Below are 18,385 nucleotides of genomic sequence, written 5' to 3' on the forward strand. Positions count from 1 at the left end.
TCAGGGAGCCGGTTTGTAGGCGGCATCGCTGACGACGATGGCCTTGGGAATCAGCTTGAGCTCAAAAAAGGTGTCGGCGAGTTTTTGCTGGTCGGCGATCACGCTGGCGGGCACGGGCTGGACCTTGAACTCATAGCGCTTGAGGCTGAGCTCCACCACGTCGACCGGCAGGCCTTGCAGCGGCGCGATCAGCTCGGCGGCCTTTTTGAGGTTGGCCTTGAGCCAGGCGCCCCGCTCCACCGAGTCGTCAAACAGGGCCTGGATGACCTTGGGATTTTTGGCGACGAAACCGCGCTCGGCCAGGTAGTACTGGTAGTTGTTGACCACGCCCTTGCCGTCGGCCAGTACGCGCGCGCCTATGGCTTTTTCGGCGGCGGCGGTAAACGGGTCCCAGATCACCCAGGCGTCCACGCTTTTGCTTTCAAAAGCGGCGCGCGCATCGGCCGGCGGCAGGTAGACGGGCTGGATATCGCTGAGCTTGAGGTGGTTTTTCTCAAGCAGCTTGACCAGCAGGTAGTGCACATTGCTGCCCTTGTTGAGGGCCACCTTCTTGCCTTTGAGTTCGGCCACGGATTTGATGGCGGAGTCTTTGGGCACGACGATGGCTTCGGCTTCGGGCGCGGCCGGGTCGTAGCCTATGTAGGCGAATTTGGCGCCGGCGGCCTGGGCGAAGATGGGGGGCGCTTCGCCCACATAACCCACGTCGACCGAGCCCAGGTTCAGGCCTTCGAGCAGTTGCGGGCCGGCCGGGAACTCCACCCACTTCACGCTGGCGTTCAGCGGCAACAAACGCTTTTCGAGCGTGCCCTGGGCTTTTTGCAGCACAAACAGGCTGGCGGCTTTCTGGTAGCCGATGCGCAGCTCGACTTTGTCCTGTGCGTGCGCCACGGGCAGCGTCAGCAAGGTGATCAGGCCCGCGATCAGGGCGGCCAGCAGCAGGCCCAGGCTGAAGTCCAGCCAGGTGCGCGCCCTGGAGGGTTGCGGGGAAGTGCCGGGCGTGCCGGCGGGGGTGGTGCTCATGGTGATGTCCTTGTCAAAAATCTTTTCCGGATGCGCGGCCGCGGGAGGCAAAGCTCCGCCCGGCCGCCTGTATAGCGGTTTCAAATGGCGTCGTGGAAATTCGGGGCGGCGGCTGACTGATCAGACCGCGCGCCCCGGCGCGGCGTCAGACGCTACATCGCACCCGGGAAAAGTGCACCGGCTCGAAACCGGCAGTGGCCGGCTGGCGAAAGCTTTCGGCCAGCAGGGTCAGCACCGCGTCGTCCAGCCGCACGGCGATGTCGGGGCCGACCTCGTAGCGTTTGTCGGCCGACTGTGGCACCTGGGAATCGGTGGCGTAAACACCGGGCAGGATATGGCGCGCGGCCAGCGCCTGCAACACCGGGCGCAGCGCGTAGTCCAGCGCCAGCATGTGGTGTGGGCTGCCGCCCGTGGCCAGCGGCAGCACGGTTTTTTCTTTCAGCGCGGTCTGCGGCAGCAAGTCGAGCAGCACCTTGAGCAGCCCGCTGTAGGCCGCCTTGTAGACCGGCGTGGCCACGACAACGGCGCGCGCCCTGGCGATCTGCTCTATGGCCTTGACGATGGCCGGGTGGCCCCATTCGGCCAGCAGCAGCGCCTGGGCCGGCAGCTCGCGGATGTTGAGCCGGTCCACCACCAACCCGCCGCGCAGGGCCAGCCTGTGGCTGACAGAGTCGAGCAGCGCCGAGGAGCGCGACTGCTCGGAGGGGCTGCCGGCGATCAGCAGTACGGATTGTTGCGCGGACATTGTTTGATTGAATCCCTGATTTGCCTTAAGTACCGGCGCTATGTGATGAATCATTCCCAGTGCCGGCGCGGAACCGGCTCAGCCGGGCCGCAGCGGGCGCCCCCTGGGGGGAGGCGGCCGAAAGGCCGCTTCGGGGGGTTACTTTCTCGTATAGATCTGGTCGAAGGAGCCGCCGTCGGCGAAGTGCTCCTTGTCCGCCTTGGTCCAGCCGCCGAAAGCCTGGTCTATGGTGAACAGGTTCAGCTTGGGAAACTGCTTGGCGTACTTGGCAATGGCTTTTTGCGAGACGGCCGGGCGGTAGAAGTTCTTGCCGGCGATGTCCTGGCCTTCTTCGGAATAGAGGTACTTCAGGTATTCCTCGGCCACGGCGCGCGTGCCCTTTTTGTCCACGTTCTTGTCGACCACGGCGACGGCCGGTTCGGCGAGGATGCTCAGCGAGGGCGCGACCACGTCGAACTTGGCGCCGAATTCTTTTTCCAGCAGGTAGGCCTCGTTTTCCCAGGCGATCAGCACGTCGCCCTGGGCACGCTGGGCAAAGGTGATGGTGGAGCCGCGGGCGCCGGTGTCCAGCACCGAGACATTGCCGTAGAGCTTGGCGACAAACTCCTTGGCCTTGGCGTCGCTGCCGTATTTGCGCTTGGCGAATTCCCAGGCCGCCAGGTAATTCCAGCGGGCGCCGCCCGAGGTCTTGGGGTTGGGCGTGATCACATTGATGCCGGGCTTGATCAGGTCGTCCCAGTCCTTGATGCCCTTGGGATTGCCCTGGCGCACGGCCAGCACGATGGTGGAGGTATAGGGCGAAGAGTTGTGCGGCAGCTTCTTTTGCCAATCGGCCGACAGCCAGCCGCCGTTTTTCACCAGCGCGTCGGTGTCGCCGGCCAGGGCCAGGGTGGCGACGTCGGCGTCCAGGCCGTCAATGATGGAGCGCGCCTGCTTGCCGGAGCCGCCATGCGACTGCTTGATGGTCACGTCCTGGCCGGTCTTGGCCTTCCAGTATTTGATGAAGGCGGCGTTGTACTCGACGTAAAGCTCGCGCGTCGGGTCGTAGGACACATTGAGCAGCGTGACGGGCGGCTTGGGCTGCTGCTGGGCCTGGGCCGTCAGCAGTGACCCTGCCAGCGTCAAACCCAAACCCAGGGCGGCGGCCGTGCGGGTGGAAACATTGATAAAGTTGCGGCGTGAAGTCATGGTTGCTCTCTTTTCCAGAAAATGCGTGTAAATGCAGACAAAATGGATTCTGGAAGCAGCCTTAGAAAACCGGAACGAATAAAAACTCAGTTCTTTATTCTGTATTTATCCTTGGACGCCCTTTTGGGCCCTCGGATCACCCTTTTAGATCCCCCCGATACACGAAAGAACCCTCGCCATGGCACGCCTCGTCAAATGCATCAAGCTCGGTAAAGAAGCCGAAGGCCTGGATTTCCCGCCCTACCCCGGCGCCCTGGGCAAACGCATCTGGGAAGAAGTCAGCAAGCAAGCCTGGGCGGACTGGATGAAGCAGCAGACCATGCTGGTCAATGAAAACCGCCTGAACCTGGCCGACGCCCGCGCCCGCCAGTACCTGGCGCGACAGATGGAAAAGCATTTTTTTGGGGATGGCGCCGACGCCGTTCAGGGCTACGTACCGCCCACCCCCTGATACGGCGGCATGCCCGAACGCATTGAGTGGCTGGACGACGGCACGGCCGGCGGCAGCCCCTTCAGCCCGCGTTTCGGCGACCGCTACCGCAGCGAACTGGGCGGGCTGGACCAAGCCAAGGAAGTCTTTCTCAAGGGCTGCGACCTGCCCGCGGCCTGGGCCGGCCAGCCGCAATGGACGGTGCTGGAAACCGGTTTCGGCCTGGGCCTGAATTTCCTCGTGACCTGGGCCGCCTGGAAGGCCGACCCGGACCGCCCCCACCTGCTGCACTTCGTCTCGACCGAGGCCTTCCCGGCCAGCGCGGCCGACGTGCTGCGTAGCGCCCAGACCCATCCTGAACTGATTCCCCTGGCCGAACAGCTGCAGGCCCAGCTCTGGGGTCTGCTGCCGGGCTTTCACCGCCTGGTGTTTGAGGGCGGCCAGGTCCTGCTGACGCTGTGCATAGGCGACGCCAAGGCGATGCTGCGCGAGCAATCTTTCGAGGCCGATTCGGTCTACCTGGACGGCTTCAGCCCGCAGCGCAACCCCGACATCTGGGATGTGCACACCTTCAAGGCCGTGGCGCGCTGCTGCCGGCGCGGCACGCGCGTGGCCACCTGGACCATTGCGCGCAGTGTGCGCGACGCACTGGCCCAGTGCGGCTTTGTCGTCAAAAAAGTGCCGGGCATACCGCCCAAGCGCGACAACCTGCAGGGCGAGTTCAACCCGGCCTGGGAACCCAAAAAAGCGCAGCCGCCGCCGGCGCGCCGCACCCCGGGCACCTGTGTGGTGGTGGGCGCGGGCCTGGCCGGCGCGGCCGTGGCGGCCAGCCTGGCGCGCCGCGGCTGGCAAGTCACGGTGCTGGACGCGGCCGAGGAACCGGCCGCCGGTGCCTCCGGCCTGCCGGCCGGCCTGCTGGCGCCGCATGTCTCGCCCGACGACAACCCGCTCTCGCGCCTGTCGCGCCATGGCATTCGCTCCACGCTGCAGCAGGCCGAGGCCTTGCTGCAAGCCGGCGACTGGGGCCGCACCGGCGTGCTCGAGCACGCGGTGGAACACACGCGCAAACGGCCCGAGGCCTGGCAGGCGGATTGGGCCGATGCCGCTGGCGACTGGAGCCGCCCGGCCGAGGCCGCACAGCTCGCGCACTGCGGCCTGCCGCCCGATGCGCCCGCGCTATGGCATGCGCGCGCCGGCTGGATACGGCCGGCCGCCCTGGTCGATGCCTGGCTGGCCGCGCCGGGCGTGTTGTCGCAAGGCCGATCGGCGGTAAGCCGGCTGAGCCATGTCTCGGGCCAGTGGCAGGTTTGGGACGCGCAAGGCCGGGAACTGGCGCGCGCCGAACTCGTGGTGCTGGCGGCTGGGTATGCAAGCCGGGCGCTGGCCGCCGGCGCCGAGACGGAAAACGCCGGTGAACTCGCGCTGCAGGCCATACGCGGCCAGGTCAGCTGGGGCCGGCATGAGCCCGGCACGGCCGGCGCCCTGCCCGCTTTTCCGGTGAACGGCCACGGCAGCCTGGCACCCGCCGTGCCCCTGGCCGGTGAGGCCGGTGGCCTGGCCTGGGTCATGGGTTCGAGCTTTGAACGCGACAACCCCAAGGCCGAGATACGCCCCGAGGACGACCACCACAACTTCAGCCGGCTGCAAAGCCTGCTGCCCCACACGGCGCGCGCGCTGGCCGCGCAGTTTGAGGCCGGGCAGGTTCAAAGCTGGGCCGGTGTGCGCTGCGCGACGCCCAGCCGCCTGCCCATGCTGGGGCCGCTGGCGGACGGCTTGTGGGTTTGCTGCGGCATGGGTTCGCGCGGGCTGAGTTTTGCCGCGCTGTGCGGGGAATTGCTGGCGGCCCGGCTGCATGCCGAACCCCTGCCGCTGGAGCAGCGCCTGGCCGATGCCCTGGCGCCGCAGCGCGTGCCGCCAAGCTGAAGCTCAGCGCGCGCTGCGCAGCAGGTCTTTGAGCTTTCCGGGATGCAGGGGTTTGCGCAGGCTGCCGCGGGCACCGGCAAACCAGCCGCGCACCACATCGAGCGGCGACAGGTCGCTGCCGGTCAGGATCAGGAACTCGACGGGCGGGCGCGAGGCCTCCACGCGTTTGACCATCTCCCAGCGCTCGATGTCGGGCAGGTCCATGTCGAGGACGACGAGTTTGTAAAGCCGTGTGTCCATGAGCTTGAGCGCTTCGGTGCCGCTGGCGGCTTCATCCACGAGCAGATGACCGTCCATGGCCAGCCTGGCACGCAGGTAGAGGCGCGCATCGCGGTCGGCGTCCACCACCAGCACCTGGGCCTGCTGGGCTTCGGCCGCGGGTTCTTCCAGCGGCGAGGGCGCGGTGGGCGCTTCGGAATCAAAGTCGAGGTCCAGGTCCAGCACCGCGCCTGACTCGGACAGCAGGTCCAGGTCGAGTTCGGGTTCCGCCGGCTTGCCGGTCGCCTGGGGGTGCTCGGCCTCCAGCAAGGCGTCCATGCCTTCAATCACGGCCGCCCATTGCAGCGGGCGCTTGACCACCAGGCGGGCCCGGGACGGCGCGTTGTCGCCTATCCAGACCAGTTTGAGATCGTCATGGGCGGGGTTGGCCAGCTCGATCGCGGCCTCCCAGCTGTCGCCGTCTATCAGGGCCAGTTCGGCTTCTTCGGGCGCGGTCGCGGTCCACAGCGCGTAGGCCGTGGGCCGGGTTTCGGACAAGCGAAACACCGTGTTCAGGGCGTGACGTTCCACGTCATCAAACCCGAACACTTTTACAAATATCCGCTTGACAGCCTCACCACCCGTATTCGTCATGTGGGCCTGATTATGCGGGGATTCGGCAGGACGTTCTTCATGAAATTGGCGCTCGTTGCCAAAAGGTCACTTCATGGCCGCAGCCGGTCGGCGGGCCTTGACATAGTCGTCCGGCGGCAGATAGGCCTTGCCGTCGGCATAGCGCCATTGCACCATGGTGCCCTTGTTGCCGCGCAGGTCCAGCTTGCCCACGTAGGCGCCCATGGTGGACTGGTGGTCGATGGCGCGGAACTCGGCCGGGCCGAAGGGGGTGGAGAACTTCAGGCCGCGCAGCGCTATTACCAGCTTCTCGCTGTCGGTGGAATTGGCCTTCTTGATGGCGGCAAAAATCGCCTGCATGGTGGAATAACCCACGACCGAGCCGACCTTAGGGTATTCGTTGAAACGGCGGTAGTAGTTGGCGGCGAAGCTGGCGTGCTCGCGCGAGTCGATCTGGTCCCAGGGATAGCCGGTCACGATCCAGCCCCTGGGCGTTTCGTCTTTCAGGACGTCCAGGTACTCGGGCTCACCCGACAGCAGCGACACCACGGGTACCCTGGGGAAGATGCCGCGCTGGTTGCCCTCGCGCACCAGCTTGGCCAGGTCGGCGCCGAAGGTCACGTTGAAGATGGCGTCGGGCTTGCTCTGCATGATGGCCTGCAGCGTGGTGCCGGCCTCCAGCTTGCCCAGCGCCGGCCACTGCTCGCCGACGAACTCCACGTCGGGGCGCCTGGCCTTGAGCAGTTCCTTGAAGGCCGCCACGGCGCTGGTGCCGTACTCATAGTTGGGCGCGATCACGGCCCAGCGCTTGGCCGGCAGTTTGGCGGCCTCCTCGACCAGCATGGCGGCCTGCATATAAGTACCGGGGCGCAGGCGGAAGGTGTAGCGGTTGCCCTTGTCCCAGATCAGCGCGTCGGTCAGCGGCTCGCTGGCGATAAACACCTTTTTGTTTTTCTGGGCATGATCGGCCAGCGCCAGCCCGACGTTGGACAGGAAGCCGCCGGCCAGCACGTCGACTTTTTCCTTGGACGTCAGCTCGATCGCGTGGCGCAAGGCTTCCTCGGGCTTGCCGGCGTCGTCGCGGGCGATCACCTCAACCTTGCGGCCCAGCAGGCCGCCGGTGACGTTGATTTCTTCCACGGCGAGCTGCCAGCCCTGGCGGTAGGGCTGGGTGAACTGGGGGATGGTCGAATAGCTGTTGATTTCGCCGATCTTGACGGGCGTTTTCGAGCCGCCCTGCGCCAGCGCCAGGCCGGCCGCCGATGCCAGGAACAAACCGCCCAGCAGGGCGGATTTTGCAAATTTCACGGTTTTCTCCAAAAAGTAAGCGATTCGTTCCATCGAGCCGGTGCACGCGGGGGGCAGCCGGCCGGGAAAAGCAGGGACTGTACCAGCGCATTGTGGATGCGGGGTGCCCGGATGCGCGATTGTGGATTTCCTTTAAGCAGACAGCGGCCTGAATCGCCCGGAAATCCGCATATTTTCTCGCGAATAAGCTTATCCAGATAACGGCAGAACAAATGTGTAGTTTGTTTTTATAAGCTGCACACTTACATTTTCCGGCATGCATGAATTTGCCTTTGTATTTGCCGGCTTTGCCGTGGGTTTGGTGGTGGGCCTGACCGGCGTGGGCGGCGGCTCGCTGATGACGCCGCTGCTGATCTTCTTTTTCGGCATCAAACCGCACCTGGCCATAGGCACCGACCTGCTGTTTGCCGCCTTCACCAAGATGGGCGGCACCGTGAGCCTGGCGCGCGCCCGCGCGGTCGACTGGAAAATCGTCGGCCAGACGGCCGCCGGCAGCATCCCGGCCTCGCTGGCCACGCTTTATATGCTGCAGCGCCTGGGCCCCGCCAATCCGGCGACCCAGGCCATCATGACCACCACCCTGGGCCTGGCGCTGCTGCTGACGGCCGGCGCCACCTTCTACAAGGTGCTGCGCGGGAAAGCCGCTCCCACCAGCATCGCCCCCGAAGGAATCGTCCAGGCCACGCGCGCGCGCCACTGGTCGCTGCCGCTGCTGTTCGGCGCGGTCATAGGCACGCTGGTCACCCTGACGTCCGTGGGCGCGGGCGCCATCGGCGTGATCGTGCTGATGCTGCTCTACCCCACCCTGCCACTGCCGCGCATCGTGGCGGCCGACATCGCCCATGCCGTGCCGCTGACCCTGGTGGCGGGCCTGGGCCACGCCTCCATCGGTTCGGTCGACTGGTCGCTGCTGATCAAGCTGCTGGCCGGCTCCCTGCCCGGCATCTGGCTGGGCTCGCACCTGGTGCACAAGACGCCGGACCGCGTGATCCGCTCGCTGCTCTCGGTGCTGCTGGCCTATGCCGGCGTGAAACTGATCTCGATCTGACCGGCCCCGAGCCGCCTTCCTTATAAAAAAATCCCACGTTTGAATCCCGACAGCCATGTACCAATACACAGAATTTGACCGCGAGTTCGTCCAGGCCCGCGCCAACCAGTACCGCGACCAGCTGAGCCGCTGGCAGGCCGGCAAGCTGCCGGAAGACGAATTCCGCCCCTTGCGCCTGCAAAACGGCTGGTATGTGCAGCGCTATGCGCCCATGCTGCGCGTGGCCGTGCCCTACGGCGAGCTGTCGAGCGCGCAGGTGCGCGTGCTGGCCAAAATCGCCCGCGAATACGACCAGCCCAATGCGGCGCTCTTCAACGACGCCCAGGCCAAGCAGGACAAGCTGGGCCCGGTCAACCTCAAGAGCGGCCTGTCGGTCAGCTCCAAGCTGACGACCGGCTATGCCCACTTCACGACGCGCCAGAACGTGCAGTACAACTGGATCCCGCTGGACAAATCGGCCGACGTGATGGACCTGCTGGCCAGCGTCAACATGCACGGCATCCAGACCAGCGGCAACTGCATACGCAACATCACCAGCGACGAGCGCGCCGGCATCGCGGTCGACGAGATCGCCGACCCGCGGCCCTTCGGCGAGATCCTGCGCCAGTGGAGCACGCTGCACCCCGAATTCGCCTTCCTGCCGCGCAAGTTCAAGATCGCCATCAGCGGCGCCCGCGAAGACCGCGCCGCCACGGCCTGGCACGACGTGGGCCTGCACCTGGTGCGCAACGCCGAAGGCGAGCTGGGCTTCAAGGTGCTGGTGGGCGGCGGCATGGGCCGCACGCCTGTCATAGGCACGGTGATACGCGAGTTCCTGCCCTGGAACCAGATCATGAACTACCTGGAAGCCGTGGTGCGCGTGTACAACCGCTACGGCCGCCGCGACAACATCTACAAGGCGCGCATCAAGATCCTGGTGAAGGCCGAAGGCCAGCGCTACATCGACGAGGTCGAGGCCGAGTACAAGCAGATCCTCGAGCACGACGGCGCGCCGCACACCATCACCCAGGAAGAACTGGACCGCGTGACCGCCTCCTTCGTTCCGCCCACGCTCAACTGCGACCGCAAGAGCGCCGACGCGAAGATCGCCAACATCCTGCGCGCCGCCGCCGAGGACGACATCGAGTTCGGCCGCTGGCTGCAGCGCAACGTGGCGCCGCACCAGAACCCCGACCTGCGCGCCGTGACCCTGTCCTTCAAGCGCCTGGGCCAGGCCCCCGGCGACGCGACGGCCGACCAGCTCGACATCGCCGCCGACCTGGCCGACCAGTTCAGCGCCGGCGAGGTGCGCGTCACGCACGACCAGAACCTGCTGCTGCCCTGGGTGCGCTGCGACGAGCTGCCCGAACTCTGGCGCGCCGCCCGCAAGGCCGGCTTCGCCAAGCCCAACGTCCGCCTGCTGACCGACATGATCGCCTGCCCCGGCGGCGACTTCTGCTCGCTGGCCAATGCGCGCTCCATCCCCATCGCCGAGGCCATCACCGAGCGCTACCAGGACATGGACGAGCTGCACGACCTGGGCGAGATCGACCTGCACATCAGCGGCTGCATCAACTCCTGCGGCCACCACCACAGCGGCCATATCGGCATCCTGGGCGTGGACAAGGACGGCCTGGAGTGGTACCAGGTCTCGCTGGGCGGCTCCGACGGCTCCGCGCTGAGCGGCGCCTCGGTGCCCGGCAAGGTGGTGGGCCCTTCGTTCACCGGCGCCGAAGTCCCCGAAGTCATTGAAGCGGTGCTGGACACCTACCGCCAGCTGCGCGAAGACGGGGAAACCTTTATTGCGACCCTGCGCCGCGTCGGCATGGAGCCCTACAAGGCTGCCGCCAAGGCCGCGCGCTTTGCCCCCAACACCGTCGCGCACTGAAAGGAACGACGATGAAACTGCTGCCTTTCAACGAACACAGCGGCACCGAACAAGCCGGTGTCCTGGCCATCGCGAACGACGCCGACCCCTTCGAGGTTTCGCTGGCCGGCGTGGCGCGCATAGACCTGCACTTCCCGAAATTCACCGACGGCCGTGCCTACAGCCAGGCCTTCCTGCTGCGCCGCCGCCGTGAATTCAAGGGCGAGATCCGCGCCACCGGCGACGTGCTGGTGGACCAGCTGGCGCAGATGGAGCGCAGCGGCTTTGACACCGCGGTGCTGCGCGCCGACCAGGACATGGCCATTGCCCAGCGCGTGCTGGCCAGCTACCCCGGCTACAGCGCGGGCCGCTACCAGGGCGACGCGGTGCACATTGCCCCCCATTTCAAGGAAGCGGCTGCCGCCTGAACACCATGAGCCTCGACCTTGCAAAAATCAACGCAGAACTCGGCCGCAACGCGCAGGGCCTGGTGGGCTGGGCCGTGGGACTGGGCCGGCCCGCCATCGTCACCACCAATTTCCGCCCCTTCGAGGCGGTGATACTGCACATGGTGACGCGCGCCAATCCCCGCGTTCCCGTGGTCTGGATGGACAACGGCTACAACACCGAGGCCACCTACCGCTTCGCCGACGAAGTGACAAAGCTGCTCAAGCTGGACCTGCATATTTACCTGCCGCGCCGCTCCCGTGCGCACCGCGAGGCCGTGGAAGGCCCGACCCCGGCGCTGGACGATCCACGCCATGCGGCTTTCACTGAAGAGGTCAAACTCGAGCCCTTTGCCCGCGCCCTGCGTGAAACCGCCCCCCAGGTCTGGTTCACGGCCTTGCGCGCCACCGACACCGCGGTGCGCGCCCAGATGGACCCGGTCAGCGTCAACCCCGACGGCCTGATCAAGGTCGCGCCGCTCCTGCACTGGTCGTCCAAGGACCTTTACCAGTACTGCGAAATCAACGGCCTGCCCAATAACTTCGACTATGTGGACCCGACCAAGGGCGAGGACAACCGCGAGTGCGGCCTGCACCTTGCGCACTGACGGCCCTTTCCCGATGCCCCCCCATGCCACACCCCGCAGACCTATGAACGCCCGCACACCCTCCCACCTGCTGCCAGCCGACCCGGCGATCTCCCTCGCGCGGCTGTCCAACTCCCACCTCGATGCGCTGGAAGAGGAAACCATCTTCATCCTGCGCGAAGTGGCCGCGGCCTTTGAGCGCCCGGCCCTGCTGTTTTCGGGCGGCAAGGATTCGCTGGTGATGCTCAAGTGCGCCGAAAAGGCTTTCGGCGTGGGCCGCATCCCCTACCCGCTCCTGATGATAGACACCGGCCACAACTTCCACGAAGTGACCGATTTCCGGGATTTCCGCGCCAAGGAACTGGGCGCCGAGCTGATCGTGCGCAATGTCGAAGACTCGATGAAGCGCGGCACCGTGCGCCTGGCGCACCCCGGCGAGTCGCGCAATGTGCACCAGTCGGTCACGCTGCTGGAGGCGATTGACGAATTCCGCTTTGACGCGCTGATAGGCGGCGCGCGCCGCGACGAGGAAAAAGCCCGCGCCAAGGAACGCATTTTTTCGCACCGCGACAGCTTCGGCCAGTGGCAGCCCAAGGCGCAGCGCCCCGAGCTCTGGACGCTGTTCAACACCCGGCTGCAGCCCGGCGAGCATTTCCGCGTGTTCCCGATCTCCAACTGGACCGAACTCGACGTCTGGCAGTACATCGAACGCGAAAACATCGCGCTGCCTTCGCTCTACTACGCGCACCAGCGCAAGGTGGTGGAGCGCAAGGGCCTCTTGGTGCCGGTGACGGACCTCACACCTGCGCGCGACGGCGAGCAGGTGGTGGAAAAAACCGTGCGCTTTCGCACCGTGGGCGACATCACTTGCACCTGCCCGGTGGACAGCCCGGCCGCCACGGCCGCCGAGATCGTGATTGAAACACTGGCCGCCGACGTGAGCGAGCGCGGCGCCACGCGCATGGACGACAAGACCTCCGACGCCTCCATGGAAAAGCGCAAGAAAGACGGGTATTTCTGATGAGCACGACTGATTTGACCGCCGGCGACGTGAAACTCGCGCCTCCCGGCCAGAACGACCTGAAACCGGCGCTGAAATTCATCACCTGCGGCTCGGTCGACGACGGCAAGAGCACCTTGATAGGCCGCCTGCTGGTGGACAGCCGCGCAGTGCTGCAGGACCACCTGGCCGGCGTACAGCGCGGCGGCGAGACCGACCTGGCCCTGCTGACCGACGGCCTGTCGGCCGAACGCGAACAAGGCATCACCATCGACGTGGCCTACCGCTATTTCGCCACCGAAAGCCGCAAGTTCATCATCGGCGACGCGCCCGGCCACGAGCAATACACCCGCAACATGGTGACGGCCGCTTCCAGCGCCGACGCCGCCGTGGTGCTGGTCGATGCCACCAAGCTGGACTGGAAAAACCCCTCGCTGGAGCTGCTGCAGCAGACCCGCCGCCATTCGCTGCTGGTCAACCTGCTGCGTGTGCCCTCCATCGTGTTCGCAGTGAACAAGCTCGATGCGGTAGAAGACCCGGCGCTGGCGTTCAAAAACATCACCGCGGCGCTGGCGGCTTTTGCCCAGGCCGCGCGCATCCCGGTGAAAGCGACCGTGCCGGTGTCTGCCCTCAAGGGCTACAACGTGGTCGACGGCAAGCCCGGCTGGTGCGGCTATGAAGGCCTGTCGCTGCTGCAGTTGCTGGAGCACCTGCCCGTCACGGCCGCCGAAAGCACCGAGGCTTTTTCCTTTCCGGTGCAGTGGGTTGAAAAATTCTCATCCTCGTCGGACACCTCGCAGGGCCGCCGCGTTTTCTGGGGCCGTGTCGCCACCGGCGGCGTGCAGCCCGGCCAGAGCGTGACCATACTGCCCAGCGGCAAGACGGCAGTGGTGGCCCAGGTGCTGGACCATACCCGCCAGCCCAAGACCATACTGGCCGGCCACAGCGCGGGCATCGTGCTGGACCGCGAAGTCGACGTGTCGCGCGGCGACTGGCTGCTGGCCGTGGACAGCTTCGAGCCCTCACGCGAGATCTCGGCCACCGTGGCCTGGATGGACGACGAGCCGCTGGTCGCGGGCCGCGTCTACTGGACGCTGCACGGCCACCGCTGGGTCAAGGCCAAGGTCAAGCGCATCGTGCACAAGCTCGACGTGAACACCCTGGCCGAGGAAGACGCAGTCGAGCTGCCGCCCAATGCCATCGGCCACATCGAGCTGAGCCTGCAGGAGCCGCTGGCCACCCTGCCCTATGCGCGTTCGCGCATCCTGGGCTCGCTGGTGCTGGTGGACACGGCCTCGCACAGAACCTCGGGCGCGGCGCTGGTCCTTTGACCCGGCCTCCACGCGAAGCGGCCCTCGCTTCGCGTTCTTGATAACCCTGTTGGCGGAAACCTCTTAAAATCAAGGGTTTCCACCGACCAGCCTAGAAAAAACATGACCCACATCGTCTCCGAATCCTGCATCCGCTGCAAATACACCGACTGTGTGGATGTCTGCCCCGTGGACTGCTTCCGCGAAGGCCCCAACATGCTGGTGATCGATCCGGACGAGTGCATTGACTGCGCCGTCTGCATCCCCGAATGCCCCGTGAACGCCATCTATGCCGAGGAAGACGTGCCGGCCGACCAGATCGCCTTCATCAAGCTCAATGTGGAATTGAGCCGCGCCGAGGGCTGGAAAAGCATTACCAAGCGCAAGGACGCCCTGCCCGACGCCGAGGAATGGAAAGACAAGACGGGCAAACTGTCCGAATTGATCCGCTAAGCCGACCCGGGGCCGCCGGCCCCAGGCCCTTCCCGGGCCGCCATGCGCCTCGCCGGGCGCCCCAGGAACCATGGAACCCCAACTGAACCAAGAAGTGATCAACACCGCAGCCGAGCACGACGGCCCCATCGAAACCGATGCGGTGATCGTGGGCGCCGGGCCCGTGGGGCTGTTCCAGGTGTTCGAGCTGGGCCTGCTGGAGATCAAGGCGCATGTGATCGACTCGCTGGCCTACCCCGGCGGCCAGTGCATAGAGCTCTACCCCGACAAGCCGATTTACGACATTCCCGCCGTGCCTATGTGCACCGGCAGGGAACTGACCGACAGCCTGCTCAAGCAGATCGAGCCTTTCGGCGCGACCTTTCATTTCGGCCAGGAAGTCAGCACGGTGGAACGGCAGCAGGACGGCCGCTTCTTCGTCGAGACCTCCAAGGGCACGCGCTTTCTGACCAAGACGATTTTCATCGCGGCGGGCGTGGGCGCCTTCCAGCCCAAGCTGTTGCGCGTTGACGGCCTGGAGCAATTCGACGACAGCCAGCTGTTCTACCGCGTGAAAAACCCGGCCGACTTTGCCGGCAAAAACCTGGTGATTGTGGGCGGTGGCGACTCCGCGCTGGACTGGGCGCTGAACTTCGCAGCCGATGGCCCGAACAAGGCCGAAAGCGTGATCCTGGTCCACCGGCGTGACGGCTTCCAGGCAGCGCCCGCCAGCGTGGCCAAAATGCGTGAACTCTGCGACGCCTACGAGATGCAGTTCATCGTGGGCCAGGTCACCGGCTACGAAGAAAAGCAGGGCCGGCTGACCGGCGCCAAGGTCACCGGCTCCGACGGCATCACGCGTGTGGTGCCGCTGGACCTGCTGCTGGTGTTCTTCGGCCTCTCGCCCAAGCTGGGGCCGATTGCCGACTGGGGCCTGGACATAGAGCGCAAGCAGCTCAAGGTGGATACCGAAAAATTTTCCACCAACATCCCAGGCATTTTCGCGGTGGGCGACATCAACACCTATCCCGGCAAGAAAAAGCTGATTTTGAGCGGCTTCCACGAGTGCGCGCTGGCGGCCTTCGGCGCGGCGCCCTTCATCTTCCCCGACAAGAAGATCCACCTGCAATACACCACGACCAGCCCGAAACTGCACAAGGTGCTGGGCGTCGAGTCGCCGGTGTTTGACGACTGAGCCGGGACAGCCCCTGCGCCCTCCAAAAGCCCGCCATGCGCGGGCTTTTTGCTGCGGCCCGAATCAAACCTGAATCCACCCTACAATTTGCGCAGTGCCCGCAAGGGCGCTTTCGCTGGGGGTGTTGCCGCGGTTCGTGATTCCGAACGGCGGCGGCTGAGAAAGTCCCTTTGAACCTGATTTGAGGTAATCCTCGCGCAGGGAAGCATGTTCCGGAAGCCCGCAGCTCTTGCGGGCTTCAAGCAGGCCGACCTGGCATTGAAGATCGGAACTGCTGATGACCACGACCTCTACTTCCGCCGCCGGCAACACCGCGCTCACGCCGCTGCCTGCGGGCGAGCGCCTGTTCGGCTGGAGCGACCATGCCGCGCTCTGGCTTAGCCTGGGCGTGGGCCTGTTGGTCATGCAGATAGGTGCCTATCTGGTGCCGGCCCTGGGCACACAGACGGCGCTGGCGGTGATCGTCTGCGGCTCCATTCTGGGCGCGGGCCTGCTGGCCTGGACGGCGAAGATTGGCTGCGACAGCGGGCTTTCGAGCGCCGGGCTGATGCATGCCACTTACGGCAGCAGCTTCGCGCGCCTGCCGGTGCTGCTCAATATCGTGCAGCTGATAGGCTGGACCACCTTTGAGCTGGTGGTGATGCGCGACGGCACCATTGCCATCGCGCGCCAGTCCGGAAGCTTTGCGGGCGCCGCGTGGCCCCTGTTGGCCACCCTGCTCTGGGGCGCGGTGCTGCTGGCGCTGCTGTCGGGCTCCATGGTCAGGCTGGTGCGCAAATTCATAGGCCGCTGGGGCTTGCCGCTGGTCATCGCCTCGTTGCTGTGGCTGAGCTGGCAGTTCCTGGCCAAGGCCAACAGCCAGGGCCTGGCGGCGTTGTGGAATCGGCCCGGCGAGGGCGGCATGAGCACGCTGTCCGCGCTGGACCTGGTGATCGCGATGCCGGTTTCCTGGCTGCCGCTGGTGGCCGATTTCGCGCGCCACGGGCGCGACGGCAACAGCGCCTTGCGCGGCACCTGGCTGGGTTATGCGATTGCCAATATCTGGTGCTACGCGCTGGGCGTGCTGGTGGCCGTCACGACGCCCAGCACCGACCTGGTCGCCGCGCTGCTGCTGGCGCAGGGCGGGCTGCTCGCGCTGGGGCTGATCCTGGTCGACGAGGTCGACAACGCTTACGGCGACCTGTATTCGGGCTCGGTGGCCGGCCACAGCCTGAAGCCGGCCTGGAGCGTGCGCCGCTGGGGTGTGGGCCTGGCCCTGCTGTGCACCGCGCTGGCGCTGGTGCTGCCCATGCACAGCCTGGAGCCGTTTTTGCTGATGCTCAGTTCGGTGTTTGTGCCTTTGTACGGCGTGATCCTGGCGCGGCTGGCCGGCACGCCCCATATCGCCTCGCTGGTGGCCGCACGCAAAGTAAACCCCAGCGCCGTGGCGATCTGGCTGCTGGGCATTGTTTGCTACCACCTGTGCGCCAAGCTGGCACCCGACTGGGGTGCCGCGCTGCCGACGCTGGTGCTGACCTTTGCCCTGGCGCGGCTCACGCGAGCCGGCTCCTCTGACGCCTCCGGCGCTTCCGGCGCTAGCGCAGCGGCTTGAGCCGCATCGCGAGGGGTGCGTGGCCGTGGTTCAGCGGCCCGCTGCCCCCGCCTGTGCGCACCCGGGCGCCGGCCTGCAGCGCCGCGCGCACATAGCTGCGCGCCAGCAACACGGCCTCCAGCAGGGGCTGGCCCAGCGCCAGGTGGGCGGCGATTGCGGACGAGAGTGTGCAGCCCGTGCCGTGGGTGTTGGGGCTGGGAATGCGCGGCCCGCGCATCCAGTGCAGCTCGCCGCTTTGGGTAGCCAGCAGGTCGCTCACCACATCGCCGGGCAAATGCCCGCCCTTGAGCAGCACGGCGCGCGCGCCTTTGGCCAACAGCTCCTGCGCCGCGGCCTGCATGGCTTCTTCGTCGGCCAGCGGCCGGCCGACCAGCAGCGACGCTTCATCGAGGTTGGGTGTGATGACCGTCGCACGCGGGAACAGCTCGCTCACCAGCACCGCGATGGCCGGGTTGGCTATCAGCACCGCGCCGCTGGTGGCGACCATGACCGGGTCCAGCACCACGTTCGGCAGCGCGTGGCGGTCTATGGCCTGGGCCACGGTGAGCACGATGTCGGGTGCATGCAGCATGCCTATCTTTACCGCGTCCGCACCTATGTCTTCGATGACGGCGTCGATCTGCTCGCCCAGCATCTGCGGCGGCACGCCGTGGATGGCGCGCACCCCGCGCGTGTTCTGCGCCGTCAGGGCGGTGATGGCCGTCATGCCGTAGCAGCCCAGCGCGGCAAAGGTTTTAAGGTCGGCCTGGATGCCGGCCCCGCCGCCGCTGTCGGAACCCGCGATGCTCAGGACGCGGGGGTATTCGTGGTCAAAAAGAGTGTCGGTCATTGAGTCATCCATGATCCCGGGTATGGTCGCACAGCGACCTCAATGCGGCCGCCGCCGCACGCGGATCGTCGGCGGCGCACAGCGCGCTCACCACGGCCAGGCCGTCAGCACCCGCGCGCAGCACCTTGCGTGCGTTGCCGGCGTGGATGCCGCCTATGGCCACCAGCGGCAGGCGGGTGGCGGCCCGCACAACGGCCAGCCCTTCCAGGCCCCAGGGGTCTTTGGTATCGATTTTGGTGGGCGTAGAAAAAACCGGGCTCACACCCAGGTAGTCGACCGGCAGTGCTGCGCTTTGCCGCACGTCATCCATGGATTCGACCGACCAGCCGATGAACACGGCGGGCGGCAGCAGCTTGCGCGCCTCGTCGGCCGGCAGGTCGTTCTGGCCCAGGTGTACGCCATCGGCGCCGCAAGCCAGGGCGATGTCGATGCGGTCGTTGATGACCAACGGTATGCCTTGGGGCGCGAGCAGCGCTTTGAGGACCAGGGCCTGGGCCAGGAATTCGCGCGTGCCCAACTGCTTTTCGCGCAGCTGCACGCAGCTGGCCCCGCCTTGCACGGCCTCGGCCACCACGTCGGCCAGGTGCCGGCCGCGCATCAGCGCCTGGTCGGTGACCAGGTAAAGCCGCAGGACTTCTGGGTTCAGCCGTGCCATG

Annotated in this window: 19 protein-coding genes; 11 read left to right on the forward strand and 8 right to left on the reverse strand. The window is 66.2% G+C overall.

The genetic code is table 11. The annotated features are described in order from the left end of the window. The 3 genes from AC1DUN_RS06050 to AC1DUN_RS06060 all read right to left on the reverse strand — a co-directional run bounded on the left by AC1DUN_RS06050 (position 1) and on the right by AC1DUN_RS06060 (position 2,953). Positions 1 to 1,020 (reverse strand): sulfonate ABC transporter substrate-binding protein, encoded by a 1,020-nt coding sequence (locus AC1DUN_RS06050; protein WP_477713178.1) that lies wholly within the window; start codon positions 1,018 to 1,020, stop codon positions 1 to 3. A gap of 145 nt (positions 1,021 to 1,165) precedes the next feature. Further along, entirely contained in the window at positions 1,166 to 1,765 is a 600-nt protein-coding gene (gene ssuE, locus AC1DUN_RS06055; RefSeq protein ID WP_477663777.1) for an NADPH-dependent FMN reductase, read from the reverse strand. 138 nt (positions 1,766 to 1,903) lie between these two features. Next, entirely contained in the window at positions 1,904 to 2,953 is a 1,050-nt protein-coding gene (locus AC1DUN_RS06060; RefSeq protein ID WP_477713179.1) for a sulfate ABC transporter substrate-binding protein, read from the reverse strand. Between the two features lie 178 nt (positions 2,954 to 3,131). Between AC1DUN_RS06060 and AC1DUN_RS06065 the strand changes: the two genes are divergently transcribed. Both AC1DUN_RS06065 and mnmC read left to right on the forward strand, forming a co-directional pair. Next, on the forward strand, positions 3,132 to 3,404 hold the full coding sequence (locus AC1DUN_RS06065) for an oxidative damage protection protein (RefSeq protein ID WP_477713180.1): 273 nt from the start codon (positions 3,132 to 3,134) through the stop codon (positions 3,402 to 3,404). Between the two features lie 9 nt (positions 3,405 to 3,413). Then, the gene (gene mnmC, locus AC1DUN_RS06070; protein WP_477713181.1) at positions 3,414 to 5,306 is read left to right on the forward strand and encodes a bifunctional tRNA (5-methylaminomethyl-2-thiouridine)(34)-methyltransferase MnmC2/FAD-dependent 5-carboxymethylaminomethyl-2-thiouridine(34) oxidoreductase MnmC1; all 1,893 of its coding nucleotides are present in this window, start codon (positions 3,414 to 3,416) and stop codon (positions 5,304 to 5,306) included. Between the two features lie 3 nt (positions 5,307 to 5,309). Here the strand turns inward: mnmC and AC1DUN_RS06075 are convergent, their stop codons facing one another. Together AC1DUN_RS06075 and AC1DUN_RS06080 are read right to left on the reverse strand one after the other, a co-directional pair. Then, positions 5,310 to 6,095 carry a response regulator gene (locus AC1DUN_RS06075; RefSeq protein WP_477713182.1) on the reverse strand — a complete coding sequence of 262 codons (786 nt, stop codon included), beginning with the start codon at positions 6,093 to 6,095 and terminating at the stop codon, positions 5,310 to 5,312. Between the two features lie 129 nt (positions 6,096 to 6,224). Further along, positions 6,225 to 7,478, reverse strand: coding sequence for an ABC transporter substrate-binding protein (locus tag AC1DUN_RS06080; RefSeq protein ID WP_477713183.1), 1,254 nt, complete (start codon positions 7,476 to 7,478; stop codon positions 6,225 to 6,227). A gap of 223 nt (positions 7,479 to 7,701) precedes the next feature. Between AC1DUN_RS06080 and AC1DUN_RS06085 the strand changes: the two genes are divergently transcribed. The 8 genes from AC1DUN_RS06085 (at position 7,702) to AC1DUN_RS06120 (ending at position 15,309) form a co-directional block, all read left to right on the forward strand. Then, positions 7,702 to 8,493, forward strand: coding sequence for a sulfite exporter TauE/SafE family protein (locus tag AC1DUN_RS06085; protein WP_477713184.1), 792 nt, complete (start codon positions 7,702 to 7,704; stop codon positions 8,491 to 8,493). A 55-nt stretch (positions 8,494 to 8,548) separates the two neighbouring features. Beyond that, a complete protein-coding gene (locus tag AC1DUN_RS06090; protein ID WP_477713185.1) occupies positions 8,549 to 10,360 on the forward strand; it encodes a nitrite/sulfite reductase in 1,812 nt (603 codons plus the stop codon). A gap of 11 nt (positions 10,361 to 10,371) precedes the next feature. Continuing rightward, a complete protein-coding gene (locus AC1DUN_RS06095; RefSeq protein WP_074575131.1) occupies positions 10,372 to 10,767 on the forward strand; it encodes a DUF934 domain-containing protein in 396 nt (131 codons plus the stop codon). Between the two features lie 5 nt (positions 10,768 to 10,772). After that, positions 10,773 to 11,393 (forward strand): phosphoadenosine phosphosulfate reductase domain-containing protein, encoded by a 621-nt coding sequence (locus AC1DUN_RS06100; protein WP_477713186.1) that lies wholly within the window; start codon positions 10,773 to 10,775, stop codon positions 11,391 to 11,393. Positions 11,394 to 11,436: 43 nt separating this feature from the next. Continuing rightward, a complete protein-coding gene (gene cysD, locus AC1DUN_RS06105) occupies positions 11,437 to 12,393 on the forward strand; it encodes a sulfate adenylyltransferase subunit CysD (protein ID WP_477713187.1) in 957 nt (318 codons plus the stop codon). Further along, positions 12,393 to 13,703: a sulfate adenylyltransferase subunit 1 gene (locus AC1DUN_RS06110; protein WP_477713188.1), complete on the forward strand. Its 1,311-nt coding sequence runs from the start codon at positions 12,393 to 12,395 to the stop codon at positions 13,701 to 13,703. Before cysD ends, AC1DUN_RS06110 begins: the two co-directional genes overlap by 1 nt. Before the next feature lie 102 nt (positions 13,704 to 13,805). Further along, positions 13,806 to 14,135 (forward strand): ferredoxin FdxA, encoded by a 330-nt coding sequence (gene fdxA / locus AC1DUN_RS06115; protein ID WP_007869720.1) that lies wholly within the window; start codon positions 13,806 to 13,808, stop codon positions 14,133 to 14,135. 70 nt (positions 14,136 to 14,205) lie between these two features. Beyond that, positions 14,206 to 15,309 (forward strand): NAD(P)/FAD-dependent oxidoreductase, encoded by a 1,104-nt coding sequence (locus tag AC1DUN_RS06120; protein ID WP_477713189.1) that lies wholly within the window; start codon positions 14,206 to 14,208, stop codon positions 15,307 to 15,309. Positions 15,310 to 15,372: 63 nt separating this feature from the next. Here AC1DUN_RS06120 and AC1DUN_RS06125 read toward each other — a convergent pair whose 3' ends face one another. Next, the gene (locus tag AC1DUN_RS06125) at positions 15,373 to 15,594 is read right to left on the reverse strand and encodes a hypothetical protein (RefSeq protein ID WP_477713190.1); all 222 of its coding nucleotides are present in this window, start codon (positions 15,592 to 15,594) and stop codon (positions 15,373 to 15,375) included. Here AC1DUN_RS06125 and AC1DUN_RS06130 point away from each other — a divergent pair. Continuing rightward, the gene (locus tag AC1DUN_RS06130; protein ID WP_477713191.1) at positions 15,587 to 16,900 is read left to right on the forward strand and encodes a purine-cytosine permease family protein; all 1,314 of its coding nucleotides are present in this window, start codon (positions 15,587 to 15,589) and stop codon (positions 16,898 to 16,900) included. The genes AC1DUN_RS06125 and AC1DUN_RS06130 overlap by 8 nt on opposite strands. Here the strand turns inward: AC1DUN_RS06130 and thiD are convergent. Both thiD and thiE read right to left on the reverse strand, forming a co-directional pair. Next, entirely contained in the window at positions 16,884 to 17,729 is an 846-nt protein-coding gene (gene thiD / locus AC1DUN_RS06135; RefSeq protein WP_477713192.1) for a bifunctional hydroxymethylpyrimidine kinase/phosphomethylpyrimidine kinase, read from the reverse strand. The two genes, AC1DUN_RS06130 and thiD, sit on opposite strands and share 17 nt — an antisense overlap. A 4-nt stretch (positions 17,730 to 17,733) precedes the next feature. Continuing rightward, positions 17,734 to 18,384 (reverse strand): thiamine phosphate synthase, encoded by a 651-nt coding sequence (thiE, locus tag AC1DUN_RS06140; protein WP_477713193.1) that lies wholly within the window; start codon positions 18,382 to 18,384, stop codon positions 17,734 to 17,736. Position 18,385 lies beyond the last annotated feature (1 nt).

This window comes from Polaromonas sp. P4_F6 (genome assembly GCF_056401275.1).

Excerpts from the sequence above, each read along its gene's own strand:
- thiD (WP_477713192.1), bottom strand. The coding sequence starts at position 17,729 with ATGACCGACACTCTTTTTGACCACGAATACCCCCGCGTCCTGAGCATC.
- cysD (WP_477713187.1), top strand. The coding sequence starts at position 11,437 with ATGAACGCCCGCACACCCTCCCACCTGCTGCCAGCCGACCCGGCGATC.
- AC1DUN_RS06085 (WP_477713184.1), top strand. The coding sequence starts at position 7,702 with ATGCATGAATTTGCCTTTGTATTTGCCGGCTTTGCCGTGGGTTTGGTG.
- AC1DUN_RS06130 (WP_477713191.1), top strand. The coding sequence starts at position 15,587 with ATGACCACGACCTCTACTTCCGCCGCCGGCAACACCGCGCTCACGCCG.
- AC1DUN_RS06060 (WP_477713179.1), bottom strand. The coding sequence starts at position 2,953 with ATGACTTCACGCCGCAACTTTATCAATGTTTCCACCCGCACGGCCGCC.
- AC1DUN_RS06090 (WP_477713185.1), top strand. The coding sequence starts at position 8,549 with ATGTACCAATACACAGAATTTGACCGCGAGTTCGTCCAGGCCCGCGCC.
- fdxA (WP_007869720.1), top strand. The coding sequence starts at position 13,806 with ATGACCCACATCGTCTCCGAATCCTGCATCCGCTGCAAATACACCGAC.
- thiE (WP_477713193.1), bottom strand. The coding sequence starts at position 18,384 with ATGGCACGGCTGAACCCAGAAGTCCTGCGGCTTTACCTGGTCACCGAC.
- AC1DUN_RS06080 (WP_477713183.1), bottom strand. The coding sequence starts at position 7,478 with ATGGAACGAATCGCTTACTTTTTGGAGAAAACCGTGAAATTTGCAAAA.
- AC1DUN_RS06100 (WP_477713186.1), top strand. The coding sequence starts at position 10,773 with ATGAGCCTCGACCTTGCAAAAATCAACGCAGAACTCGGCCGCAACGCG.
- AC1DUN_RS06065 (WP_477713180.1), top strand. The coding sequence starts at position 3,132 with ATGGCACGCCTCGTCAAATGCATCAAGCTCGGTAAAGAAGCCGAAGGC.
- mnmC (WP_477713181.1), top strand. The coding sequence starts at position 3,414 with ATGCCCGAACGCATTGAGTGGCTGGACGACGGCACGGCCGGCGGCAGC.
- AC1DUN_RS06050 (WP_477713178.1), bottom strand. The coding sequence starts at position 1,020 with ATGAGCACCACCCCCGCCGGCACGCCCGGCACTTCCCCGCAACCCTCC.
- AC1DUN_RS06120 (WP_477713189.1), top strand. The coding sequence starts at position 14,206 with ATGGAACCCCAACTGAACCAAGAAGTGATCAACACCGCAGCCGAGCAC.
- AC1DUN_RS06110 (WP_477713188.1), top strand. The coding sequence starts at position 12,393 with ATGAGCACGACTGATTTGACCGCCGGCGACGTGAAACTCGCGCCTCCC.
- ssuE (WP_477663777.1), bottom strand. The coding sequence starts at position 1,765 with ATGTCCGCGCAACAATCCGTACTGCTGATCGCCGGCAGCCCCTCCGAG.
- AC1DUN_RS06095 (WP_074575131.1), top strand. The coding sequence starts at position 10,372 with ATGAAACTGCTGCCTTTCAACGAACACAGCGGCACCGAACAAGCCGGT.